The 12,052-nt window shown below is 62.5% G+C and carries 11 protein-coding genes; 1 reads left to right on the forward strand and 10 read right to left on the reverse strand.

The window, feature by feature from the left end:
- The first annotated feature begins 947 nt into the window (after positions 1 to 947).
- On the forward strand, positions 948 to 1,163 hold the full coding sequence (locus ACO2Q0_RS00510; RefSeq protein WP_423349521.1) for a hypothetical protein: 216 nt from the start codon (positions 948 to 950) through the stop codon (positions 1,161 to 1,163).
- 221 nt (positions 1,164 to 1,384) lie between these two features.
- Here the strand turns inward: ACO2Q0_RS00510 and ACO2Q0_RS00515 are convergent, their stop codons facing one another.
- The 10 genes from ACO2Q0_RS00515 to ACO2Q0_RS00560 form a co-directional block, all read right to left on the reverse strand.
- A complete protein-coding gene (locus ACO2Q0_RS00515) occupies positions 1,385 to 1,705 on the reverse strand; it encodes a 2Fe-2S iron-sulfur cluster-binding protein (protein ID WP_423349522.1) in 321 nt (106 codons plus the stop codon).
- Between the two features lie 18 nt (positions 1,706 to 1,723).
- Positions 1,724 to 2,941: an NAD(P)/FAD-dependent oxidoreductase gene (locus tag ACO2Q0_RS00520; protein WP_423349523.1), complete on the reverse strand. Its 1,218-nt coding sequence runs from the start codon at positions 2,939 to 2,941 to the stop codon at positions 1,724 to 1,726.
- A gap of 69 nt (positions 2,942 to 3,010) precedes the next feature.
- Positions 3,011 to 4,348: a spinster family MFS transporter gene (locus ACO2Q0_RS00525; RefSeq protein ID WP_423349524.1), complete on the reverse strand. Its 1,338-nt coding sequence runs from the start codon at positions 4,346 to 4,348 to the stop codon at positions 3,011 to 3,013.
- 75 nt (positions 4,349 to 4,423) lie between these two features.
- The gene (locus tag ACO2Q0_RS00530; protein ID WP_423349525.1) at positions 4,424 to 5,302 is read right to left on the reverse strand and encodes a VOC family protein; all 879 of its coding nucleotides are present in this window, start codon (positions 5,300 to 5,302) and stop codon (positions 4,424 to 4,426) included.
- Positions 5,303 to 5,385: 83 nt separating this feature from the next.
- Entirely contained in the window at positions 5,386 to 6,192 is an 807-nt protein-coding gene (locus tag ACO2Q0_RS00535; protein ID WP_423349526.1) for an SDR family oxidoreductase, read from the reverse strand.
- Between the two features lie 9 nt (positions 6,193 to 6,201).
- Positions 6,202 to 8,409 (reverse strand): TonB-dependent receptor, encoded by a 2,208-nt coding sequence (locus ACO2Q0_RS00540; RefSeq protein ID WP_423349527.1) that lies wholly within the window; start codon positions 8,407 to 8,409, stop codon positions 6,202 to 6,204.
- 85 nt (positions 8,410 to 8,494) lie between these two features.
- Positions 8,495 to 9,076, reverse strand: coding sequence for a 3-phenylpropionate/cinnamic acid dioxygenase subunit beta (locus ACO2Q0_RS00545; protein WP_423349528.1), 582 nt, complete (start codon positions 9,074 to 9,076; stop codon positions 8,495 to 8,497).
- A gap of 2 nt (positions 9,077 to 9,078) precedes the next feature.
- A complete protein-coding gene (locus ACO2Q0_RS00550; protein WP_423349529.1) occupies positions 9,079 to 10,356 on the reverse strand; it encodes an aromatic ring-hydroxylating oxygenase subunit alpha in 1,278 nt (425 codons plus the stop codon).
- Positions 10,353 to 11,192, reverse strand: a complete 840-nt coding sequence (locus ACO2Q0_RS00555; protein WP_423349530.1) for an NAD(P)-dependent oxidoreductase — start codon at positions 11,190 to 11,192, stop codon at positions 10,353 to 10,355. Before ACO2Q0_RS00555 ends, ACO2Q0_RS00550 begins: the two co-directional genes overlap by 4 nt.
- A 2-nt stretch (positions 11,193 to 11,194) precedes the next feature.
- Positions 11,195 to 12,040 (reverse strand): alpha/beta fold hydrolase, encoded by an 846-nt coding sequence (locus ACO2Q0_RS00560; protein WP_423349531.1) that lies wholly within the window; start codon positions 12,038 to 12,040, stop codon positions 11,195 to 11,197.
- Positions 12,041 to 12,052 lie beyond the last annotated feature (12 nt).

Consider the following 12,052-nt stretch of genomic DNA (forward strand, 5'->3'; position numbering starts at 1 on the left):
CCCGAAGCCCGGGCGGAAGAGCGGCGAGGTGGCATCAGCCGCCGTTGAGTTCACCAGGCAGCGCGGCCTCTAAGTCATATCCATGGCGAACGTTTGGACGAAGCTCGGCCTCTCTCCGACCGCGCTGCATAACCTGCGTCGCGGCCACCCTTTGAACAGCGATGTTGGATCAAGGCCTCGAGGCGCAATCGGGACGCCGGGGAAGCTCGGCGGAAGGCAGGAATGGGCTGGCGCAGGTCGGACGCGCATGTGGGCTGATGCGCGAACGCGATTGCTGACTGGCTCGAGATGCCGGCTCGTGAAGTTCCGTCGGCCCAGCGGCGACCGCCGCACTGGTGCCCATCTTCCCCGCCGTGGAAGAAGGTAGCCTGGACATCCGGCAGCAGGTGCCGGCCGCGATGGCGCTGCGGAATCAGGTGGAAGGCGCCCTCCGCGCCGCGTTCCTCGCCCGGAAGTGGGTCCACCTGCAGTATGTCCAAAGCCGTCTTGACGCCCCGAGCCCTCTGAGGCCGCCCTGGTGGTGGACCTGCGACCGCTCCATTTCATCACCGAGACAGGGGTGCATGGGCACAGCGCCGACGGCGATTGGCAAGCGCGGTTGGAGTGGCTCGGCCGCCGATGATGAACCGGCTCACTTTCCGATCTCTCGCACCGCTCACCAGACCAATTCCTGGGCGGTGGATGGGGTCGCGCGCGGCGGCCAGCCTTGCGTTACGTGATCGAGCCCAGCATCCACGTCCCATGGCGCCCTTGACCCTTTCTCCCAGCGACTATCGCCGTCTTGCGACCGTGCTCCGCACCCTCGCCCGGACCGGTGCTCGACCTGTCATGGTGCGGTTAGGTCTGCTTCGCGGCGCAGCCCCAGGCGAGATCGCTGAGGGCGCGGCATGCGAGGGCTTAGTCGCGGCCCTCGAGGTCGCGCGAGTGGTCGGCGTGCCGGACGCCAAGTGGAGCCCAGGCCGCAGCGAGGGTGGTGGTGGTGGTGGTGGTGGCGTCGGTTCGACGAGGACGACGTGCGCCGGCGCGTACGCGCCAGCCTGGCCGGCCGCAAGACCCCCAAACGGATTCTCGGTGTCCAGGCGCCGTTGCGGGCCTCGAGCGGCAAGGCGGACTACAAGGCGATCACCGAGTTCGCCCGCAGAGACGTGGGGCTGGGTTCATGATCGGCGTTCAGCCGTCGGGGCGGTGGGAGTCAAGCCTGTGGAGGACCTGGATGTCCTGCTATGATCCCAACGAATGCTGGAACTACCTTAAGGCCGCAGGATACGCATCCGACTAAGCGCACGACGCTCTAGATCGGGGGCCAGCGGCACAGTTGATCCTGCAGAGCAATCTGGACGTAGTTTCCGTGTCCCGGCCAGCAGATAAAGCTTTGTCTCGCGGTTCAGCGCTGACTCTCCGGCATGCGGACGATCAGGCCGTTCAGGGTGTCGCTGACTTTGATTTGACAGCAAAGGCGACTGTTCTCCTCGACCCCCTGCGCGAAGCCGAGCATCGACTCCTCCATGGTCGAGCGCGAGCCGACCTGGTCGAGCCAGGCTTCGTCCACAAAGACGTGGCAAGTGGCGCACGCGCAGGCGCCGCCACAGTCGGCGTCGATGCCCGCGATGTTGTTCTTCACGGCGCCTTCCATCACCGAAAGCCCGGCCTTTACGTCCACCACGTGCTCCGTCCCATTGTGTTCGATGTAGGTGATCCTCGCCATGGAACCCCTCACGCGGCCTTAGCCAGCGACCTCTTTCATGGAAACCGACGGGTCCACAAGCTTCGCCTTGTTGACGGGCCGGCGGGAGAGGATGAGCTGCTTCCCGATAATGAACTCGGGCGGCGAGTTGATGGCCTCCACCGCCCGCACCTGGTCCCCGTTGAGGTGGAAGACCGCGAATCTCCCCCCGACCGGGTCGCCGCGCAGCAGCACCTGGTCGGCGTCGATGGGATAGCCGCCGATCTGTAGCTTCAGGTCGTACTGGTCCGACCACTGCCACGGGCACTCTCCGGCGGGCCGCGCGCGGCCGGTGATGGCGCTGGCTGCCTGCTTGGCCTGCTCAAGCGCATTGGGCACGCTCTCCATGCGGAACATGCGGTCGTAGATCGGCATGGGCCGGTAGGACACGTCGCCGATCGCAAAGACCGTGGAGTCGGTGACGGAGCGGGCGTCCAGGTCCACCACCACGCCGCGTGCGGTCGCCAGGCCGGCCTCGGCGGCGATCTCGTCGTTGGGCGCCGCGCCGACGCCGACCACCACCGCGTCGCAGGGAACCACCCTACCGTTGGCCAGTCGCACGCCGACGACCTTGCCGCCTTCGCCCTCGAAAGCGGTTACGCTGCAGCCCAGCTCGAACGCCACGCCGTGTCTCTCGTGATAGCCGCGGAAAAAGTTGGAGAGCGCTGGGCAAGTCACCCGCGCCAGCAGCCGGTCCTCACGCTCCAGCACAACCACCTCCGCGCCCAGAGCGCGGCCGGAAGCGGCCACCTCCAGCCCAATGTAGCCGCCGCCCACCACGGCCAGGCGCCTGCCGGGCCCCATAGCCGCCTTCAGCCGCTCGGCGTCGGCGGCCGTACGCAGGAACATGACGCCTTCCAGGCCCGCGCCGGGGATCCGGAGGGGGGTGGCCCGCGCGCCGGTGGCCAGAACCAGGACATCGTAGGGGAGCCTAGAGCCGTCGGAGAGCAGGACAGTCGTGTCGCTACGCTTGAGCTGCAGGCCCCTCACGCCGGGCCGGAAGTCGATCCCCTGCTCGGCGTAGAACTCGACCGGCTTCAACGCCAGGGACTCGGCGTCGGCCTCGCCCTTGAGCCAGGCTTTGGAGAGTGGCGGACGCTGGTAGGGCGCTAACGGCTCCTCGCCGACCAGCGTGATCTGGCCCTGATGGCCGTACTGGCGCAGCAGAGCCGCGACCGTGCCGCCGGCATGCCCGGCGCCAAGGATCAGCACCTTCATCATGTTGTTGGAACAGGCTGCGACGGGTGAAGCACGGATCGGAACTCCTGAACTGTCGGTCTAACGGCGTCAGCTGATTATTGAGGCCTTCAGCTTTCCAGCTGCGACATAGAACAACCAGCTGGCGACGAACGAGACAGAGCAGAGAGCGATCAGCGCCCATCGCACCCCGTCCGCCGAGCCGAGCCCAAGAGGACCTGCCAGAAAGTCGCTCAGGGCGCCGACGACGACCGGACCGAAGCCAAGTCCGATCAAGAGCACGAAAGTGGCCTGGACGGCCGACGCGGTGCTCCGGACCCGCGGCTTGACCACGCTTTGAAGCGCCGCAAATGTTGGACCTAGCCACATTGCGTGAAGCAGTGCGGGCGGTATGAGCAGCGCTACCGCGAGCCAGCCGGAGGGCGACAGGAATGCGGCGACCTGGAACGGTACGGCCAGGGGAGTCGCGATTGCGGGCAGCAACAGCAACTTCTCGGGCCGATCCTTCATGATGCGGTCGCCGAACTGGCCGCCCAACCAAGTGCCCGTGACGCCGCCCACGGCCGAAATGAGGCCGAGTGCGCCGCCAACGAGCACCAAGGGCCCAAAATCGCCGCCTGTCGCGGCGGAAAGCTTGTTAGAGGCATCAGTAAGGCTGTCGCCATGCACGCGAAGCAGGAACGACCCGAGGAAGGCCACCTGGCCATAGCTAATCATGCCCTTGGCGGCAGATGCGCCATAGATCCACCAAATGATCTTGGTCCGCCCCAGTTCACCCATGGTCGCTCTGACCGAGAGACTGTCTTGCCCCGCCTGTCCGCGCCTTGGGTCCTTGAGGGTCATGAAGGACAGAATCCCCAGCAAGACCCCGGGAGCTCCAGCAACAAGGAAAGCGGTCCTCCAGCCGAACTGATCGGCCAAGATGCCGCCCGCAACCAACGCGAGGAGACCGCCGATCGTAATGCCCAAGGAGTAATGGGCTAAAGCGGATGAGCGTTCTTCCTTCGGCGCGTAGTCAGAGATCAGGGACAGCGACGGAGGCTGGCATCCCGATTCGCCAAGACCCACGGCAAGTCGGGCCAGCAGCAGTTGTGTGAATGTCTGTGCGAGGCCGCAAGCCGCTGTAAAGACGCTCCAGAAGAGCAGCGCTCCGGAGATGATCCGTGCGCGGTTGGTACGGTCCGCAAGCAGCGCGATCGGAATGCCGGAGAACGTGTAAAGCGCGGCGAACGAGAAGCCTGTGAGCAGCCCTAGTTGCCAATCCGCCAATCCGAGATCGCGCTTGATAGGCTCCGCTAGAATATTGATGATCTGCCGATCGAAGAAGTTGATCAGCGCGACAGAAAACAACAGCCAGATCACATATCTTCGGTAGCCCGGAGAGGCGGTCGCCCCGGCTGGACTTGCGATCGCCTCGCCTATGCTCATTCCTGCTCTCCTGCTGTAGCGGCCAGCGCCCGCGGATTTCGCTATGCTGAAAGGCCGCCGGAATCGCTAAGTGCACTACGCCAGCGATCGCTTGTGACCCCAGATGCTCGGCTTGTCGTGTCGAGCCACTCGCCAGGTGTCGTCGTGCACTTCCTGACCCCCCCAGCCGTATTCCACCTCGAACCCGGACGGAGTCTTCACGTAGAAGGACACCATCTGGTCGTTGGTGTGTCGGCCCAGCGTCTGGGCGAGCGGCGCGCCGGACTCGAGCACCCGGTCCAGAGCGAACCCAACGTCGTCGAGGACACGGGCTTGGAGCATGAAGTGCAGCAGACGCTTAGGGGCCCCAACGGGAACCAAGGCCAATGTATGGTGCCGCGGATTGCAGTGGTAGAACTCGAGGTCGAGCGCGCCTGCCTCGCCCAGCCCCATCCGGATGATGTCGGAGAGCCGGAAGCCCAGGAGGTCTCGGTAGAAGTGACGCGTCTCGTCGATCCGGGATGCCGTCAACACGATGTGGCCAAGGCCTTGAGAGTCGGCCACGAACCCACCAGCACCGATCGGCGACACGAACGGTGCGTCCGTGACCAGGGTGGGGCCATAGTAGACCTCGACCCTCAAGCCGTCAGGATCTTGGCAATAGACCAGCTCGGTGACCCCCCGCCGCGCAAGGAGCTCCGGTTCCCCTGGCGTCAGCACGACGCCAGCTTCGTGAAACCGCTCTCGGATGGCTCGCAGGGACGCTTCGTCAGCGACCTCGAAGCCCGCGTACGACAGGTCGTCGCGGTCGCCTTCCGCCAAGTCGATCCGCCACGCCTGCGCGTCGATCCGATAGCGTCGTCCGCTGTCGGCGGAAGCGGCTGGCATCAGGCCCAACACGCCTTCGCAGAACTTTGACCAGGCTGCGAGATCTCGCACCTCTAGTCCGATGTAACCAAGTGCAACGATGTTCATGTCTGTATCCTATCCACTGCGGCCCAGGGCGGCTTGCGCCAGCCGCGGAACGCTCTTTCTGAGGTGCGCCTGGCCCCTAGGCGCTAGGGTGTGCTCCCCCCGTTGACGACGATCAGCTGTCCCGTGATCCAACGGGCGTCCTCCGAGGCCAAGAAGGCGACGACATCGGCGACGTCGTCTGGCCGACCCAAACGGGAAAAGCTCGTCTGCGACAGCGCATGAGCCTTGGCGTCCGCGGACATCGCCGCCGTCATGTCGGTCTCGATCACGCCCGGCAGCACGACGTTGACGGTGACGCCACGTGGCCCGAGGTCCTTCGACAGCGACCGCGAAAATTGCTCGATCGCCGCCTTGGAGCCCGCGTAGGCCGCCGCGCTCGACGCCCACCCTCTCGTCAGACCAGTCGAGACGCTGATGATCCGACCGCCATCAGCGAGACCGGCTGCCGCACATTGGAGGGTGAAGAACACGCCTTTGGTGATCGCAAAGAGACGATCGTAAGCTTCCTCAGTGGTCTCGGCGACCCTGCCGCGGCCGCCGACCCCAGCGTTGTTCACGAGAATGTCGATCTTGCCGAAACGCAAGCAGGCCTGATCGAACATCTGAGGGATTTGCGACACTACCGTGATGTCGGCCTTCAGTATTTCAGCGGTGCCCCCCTTGGCCCGCACTTCGCTCTCCACCGCCCGGGCCGCCGACTCGTTCCCGAGGTAAGTCAGGACAACCGCAGCGCCGTCCGCCGACAGACGCAAGGCCGTTGCACGCCCGATTCCCCGTCCGCCCCCCGTTACGAGAGCAACTTTCCCTTGCAGGCGCCGAGACATACTTCTCTCCCTGTTGACCGGACGGCTGGGCGTTTGCGGCGCCCAGCCGTCCCCCACCGCGGCCATACCCAAGAGTTAGAAACGAACTTCCAAGGCGACGCCGATTTCCCGCGGGCGCTCGTACGTCCCCTGGTCAGTAATGGGGGTCGCCGTCGCCTGCTGGATGATGACTTCGTCCGTCAGGTTGGTGCCGAACACTCTCACGCGAAGGCTCTCGTCTGCGGTGGACCAGGAGACCTGTGCGTTGAGTCGCGTATACGCGGGCTGCCGAAGCCGATTCCCAAAATCGTAGTAGGTCTTCGCGCTGCGAAAGGCCGAAACATTGACGCCGAGCGTGCCACCATAGAGTTCATGGCTCCAATCTGCAGTGAGCGACAGGGTATGCCGCGGCGCTCGAATAAGATCATTACCCGTCGCATCGGCAGTTGTTGTGAGATTGCCAAGAGGTGGTCCCCCGCCGGGCGACATAATGGGCTGGAATACCTGCGCATTCGGGAAGGAGTCGTAGGTCGGATCTAGGACGCTCACCATCGCGCTAAGACGCAAGTTGTCGCTGACGGCAGCCTGCACCTCGAGATCAACGCCGCGCACCTTGGCCTTCGCCGCATTCAGCAGGACGTAGGTGGCAGGCCCGGTAGCGGTGACCTCGCGCGCCACGACCTGCAGGTCGTCGTAGCTGTAATCGAAGACCGCAATGTTGGTGCGAAGCCAAGGCAGTGGGTCAGATTTGACGCCCAACTCGATCGCGTCGACGGTCTCGGGGTCAACATAGTTGGGGACAACCGAGTACGAGTTGAAGACTCCGCTTTTGAAGCCCGTGCTGTACGTCGCATACACATGCGAGCGCTCTGCGAAGAAGTACTGCGCCGTCGCGCGGTAGGTGAAGCTGTCGTCCTCCGCCTGCTGCGGCGAGAACGGCTGGGCGCCATTGAACGTTTGGGTGAAATGGCGGTTTTCGGTGGTATAGCGAGCGCCCAAAGTGACGCTCAACCGGTCATTGACCTCATAAGTGCCTTCCCCGAATGCGGCGAGGGACGTGACGCGAACGCGAGGTTCAATCAGGGTCAGGCGTGCTTGGGCGTAGTCGGGCGGCAGACCTGTGACCCCGTCAGAACGGGCTCGTCCGCGCATGTAGTAGTAGTAGGCGCCCGCGATCCACTTCAGCCTTTCGCTGTCCTGCGACAGCAATCGCACCTCATGGCTCCACGCAGACGTGTAGATTTGCGTAAGATTTGAGTTGATCACCGCGGGTGATCCATCGGTGTCCGACAGCTGCAAGACCTTGTCGCGAAGATAACCGCTGGTCGTCTCAAGGGCTACCGCGCCGAGATCAAACTTGGTCCGTAGAGCGAAGGTCGATTGCTTCACCTCCAAGCGCGGCCGAAAGCTTAACGCCACCTCGTACGGATCGTCCGGCAGTATGTTCCCAGGAACGCGGTTTCCGACTGTGTTTCCGCCAAGCGGCGCGATGATGTTGCCATTTCCGCCGCGCTGATCAGCGAAGCCCACCGTCAGGATTGCTTCGGCTCGGTCCGAGGGGCGGAAGAGTATCTTCCCGCGTGCATTCAGGCTCCTCGCGTCCCCGAGCTCGCCGCCGCGCACCAAGTCGTTCAGGTACGGTCCGGAGTCGGAATATAGAATACCCAGGTCGGCAGCAAGGTTATCCGTAATCGGCCCAGTAATGTAGCCACGCACGCCGATATTATCTGCACCTCCGAACCTACTGTACTGCGCGATAACCCGGGTTTCCGGTGTGAATTTCGGGTCCGGTGTAATGATGTTGACGAGCCCCCCCGTCGCGTTGCGGCCGAAGAGCGTACCCTGCGGACCCCGGAGCACTTCAACCCGATCGATGGCGACAAAATCGACTATATTTCCATTGGCGTGGGGTTGGTAGACGCCGTCGACGTAGATCGCCACGTTTGACTCGTCACCTGGCGAATTCCCGGTGGAACCCACGCCTCGGATCGAAGGCTGAAGCACCCCGAAGTTCCGCCCTCCAGTGAAGCCAGGAACGGTGAACATCACCTGTCGCACATCTGTAACGCCGCTCGCGGCCAAAGCCTCGCTTGTGACGGCGCTGACCGAAATCGGAACCTCCTGCAGCCGCTCTTCTCGACGGGTGGCCGTTACGACGATCTCCTCGAGCGCGGCTGGAGCGTTTGTCCGCGCAGACGGCTCTCCCTGCGCAGCCTGAGCGGTGGCATAGTCGCCGTACGCGAAGGCCGAGGCGCCCGCCAGAAGACCGACACCAGCTTTCAAATGCCTCGTTAGATATGTCATTTCACTCCCCCTTGATTATTGTTTATCTAAGATTTGCCAAGACGGGTTACTTCGACCTTCTTGGCCTCCTGCGAATAACGACCGTCTAGAAGAAGAAGGTAAGATTCTTTGCCAGCAGTACACTTTGATCAATAATGATCGTCCTCCGCGCGATTAGGAAACTGTCCCCCGACCGGCGCAGAAGGTCTACCCTTCTACCCGCGAGGAAATCGGTTTCCGTCTCAAGCCGGTTCCTGTGGACGAGAAACCCGGACTTTACCTCGACCTCCTGGCCATCTGAAAGGTGGGTGACAGACTTGTCGAAGCGAATATTGGTGATGATGTGAGAAACCCGGGATAAGGGTTCTTCGGCCCAATGTATTCCGGTAAGAATCTGCTTCACGCGCTTGGTCAGGAGCGCCTTGTCATCATCTATCCAGGCGGCGTCGTCGGGACCCGTGATGTCCTTATGATGCTCCCGAAACGCCATGTTCTTCCGCATCGGCATCCAGTACCGGAGATCCTCCGCGAAGTACGTCAGCCAACGCTCGAATTCGCGGTTATCCAAAGTATCCATCTCGTCGTAGAGAAAATCTTCGATTTCGCGCGCTAAATTCAGATAGGCGAGTCGATCTGCACTCAACTCGCGGAAACCCATCCCTTGACGGCTGTCCTCAAGCTTACCCATCGCTAAGCCTCCCCCATGTATTCGGCCCATTTCCCGTACAACTTACGGCCATGGAGCTCGCCCTGGCCCATCACCTCCACGGTGGCTCCAGGAAGCTGGTTGGTTGTACTTTCGTTGCCGAGACCTGCGGTATAGTTGTAAGGAAACTTCCGCGCCATGAATCCTTTGCTTGCGTTCGTGGCGTAGTTCCAGTTCTCCATGTCGTCTTGTTCGGTAAGGCCAGCCGGTCCGGAGTATCGGAGGTAGTATCGACGCAAGAAATCCTTGACTTCCTTTGGGGCGTTGCGATCCACGAAGTACTGACGCCACATCTCCGTCTTATCTACACTCACCGGATGGGCGACGAGGACCGTTCTTGGCTGGTTCCCGTGGAAGGACATGTTTGGGAATATGGTGCCCACCGCGGGGCTGATGAGAGCTTGGTCGCCGAGCACGCGTTTCCGCTTGGCATAGCAATCTTGAAAATACTCGGCAGTAATTGCCGATGCCGAGTAGTCGCGGCGTGGATCCTTCGGATCGAACAGTCCAACGATGGCGGCGTGACCTTCCGAGTAGGCGGCCTGCACGTACTGAGCGCTATGGCTGGCGTCACGACGGCCGGACTCCTTGTTGGGACCGATGCCGACAATGTCCACCGACCGGTGGCTGACGACGTGCAGCATGTCACCCGCGAAATTCTCGGCGACGATCTTCCAATTCGATGGAATCTGCCATTTCTGGGTGGAGCCGATGACCTCCAGCTCCCCTTCGCCGTCCCATGCCACGAACGAGAGGTCGAGCAGTTGCCGGGCAGGCCCTAAGTATTCATCGAAATTCCCGTTTGGGTCCCAGGTCGCCCAAACGGTTCCGCCCAAGGTCGCGACCTTGGCCTTGATGAGGCCCCATTGAGCGAAATCGAAGCCGTTCTGCTTGTATTCGCGCTCGTACTCAGTGACGTGTGCGAGAGATCCGTCGAGGTTGTAGGCCCAGCCGTGGTAGGGGCAATAGAACTTTTCGGTGTGCCCTTCGTCGTACCGACACACCCTCATGCCTCGATGGCGGCAGCTGTTGAGCATGACCTGTACTTCGCCCGTCCGGGCGCGGGTCATGATTACGGACTCCTCGCCCATCCGCGAGAGAACAAAGTCGCCAGGCTCCCGAATTTGGCTTTCGTGGCCGATGTAAAGCCACGCCTTTCCGAAAACGCGTTCGCGCTCCTTCTGGTAGATTTCGTCGCTGACATAGACCTCCCGGCTGACGAGACCGGCGTGAGGATCGACAAGTTTAACCTGGGCGTTCATGGATGAGTGCTCCCTTCACGTTCTTCGCGTCTTTGCGTACCTAGTTCGTCTTCTATGAAGCTGGCGGTCCGCAGTTCCAGGGCGTGCTCCTTGCCGAGTTCGAGGCACAAGGAGATGTCCTTTTGGAAAAGCTCCAGAACATGGTCGGACCAAGCGGACCGTGGCAGGCGTTCGCCGACCCGGCTTTGCGCCGCGCCGCTCTGCAGGACGTCCATGATGATGGCGTCGTCCAGGCCCGCGCTGCGCCCGAGCAGCCAGCCATCCCGCGCCGCCATGAGGTTGCCGCAGAGCACCAACTGATGGACCAGCTTTGCCCGGAGACCGGCCCCTATCGGGCCCGCTCTTATGATTTTGCGCGCGGACACTTCTAAGATTGGGCGACACCGCTCGAGAGCGTCCGCATCGCCCCCAACAAAGTAGACGACCGACTTGTTACGCGCGCCCTCCGCGCCACCTGTCAGCGGCGCATCTACAATGGCGATTCCCAGCCTCGCGGCGATTCCGGCATTCCGCTCGACCAGGGCCGCCGAAACGGTGCTGTGGATGACGATCACGCCGCCAGCGGGCATGCTTCCGAGAAGGCCGCCGGCAGCCCCGCCCAGCACATCCGCCAACTGTGCCCCGTCATTGACGCAGACGAGGACCACCTTCGCCCTGTGGCCCACCTCGTCCACCGAGCCGGCGATGCTTGCCCCCGCCTCGGAAAACGGCAGGAGGGCCTCCCGACGGGCGTCGAAGACGACCGGCGCATAGCCGGCCGCCTGCAAGTTCAGCGCCAACGGCGCACCCTGCTCACCCAGGCCGATAAAGCCCAGCGCAACGTCGGCGGCGGCCATGGTCACCGCGCCCCTTCCCTAAGGAAGTCGCTGACGAGGGTGTTGAACTCCTGGGCCTTCTCCCATTGCGCCCAGTGGCCGCACTTGCCGAAGACATGCAAACGCACATCCGGGAGGAGCTTCAGGAGTAGGAAGGCGTTGTCGAGCGTGACCGTTCGGTCATCACGGCCCCAGATCAGCAGTGTCTTTTGCGCGACCGACGGCAGCTTGGGGAATAGCGCCTCGCCGGAGGGCAGACGGGTGCGACTGAACAGCGGGTTAGCCGCAATGGCCGGATCATTGCTGGCGTGGAAGCGCTCTTCGATGAGCTCGTCCGTGAGTTCAGAGGTGTCATAAACCATGACATCCAAGAAGTTCCGAAGCTTCTCGCGAGACGGCCCAGGGTGCTCGTAGTAGTCGAGCAGATGCTTGATACCTTCGCTGGGCGTCGGCGTCAGGATTGGAAGGCTGCCGCCTGCGCCCATCAGGACCAGGCGCCCTATTCTTTCAGGCTGGTCCATCGCCATCTTCAGTGCGATGCCGCCGCCGAGGGAATTGCCGACCAGATCAGCCTTGTCGATCCCCAGCGCCGACAGCAAGCCGAGCATGACCTCCGCATAATAGCTCCAGACACGATCGATCGGCACAGAGAGCTTCGTGCTTTTCCCGAAGTTCGGTAGATCAGCGGCGATAACTCGAAAATGTTCTGCGAAATGCCCCAGGTTTTTCTGGAAGTTGCTCCAACCTGTGGCCCCGGGGCCAGATCCGTGGATGAAAAGGAGGACCGGACCTTCACCAGCTTCATGATAATGAATATCCAGATCTTGAACCTTTACAGATCGGCTTGAATTCTCCTTGTCTACGACCATCTTATCCTCCGC

This window comes from Phenylobacterium sp. VNQ135, assembly GCF_049445735.1.
Lineage (GTDB): Bacteria > Pseudomonadota > Alphaproteobacteria > Caulobacterales > Caulobacteraceae > Phenylobacterium.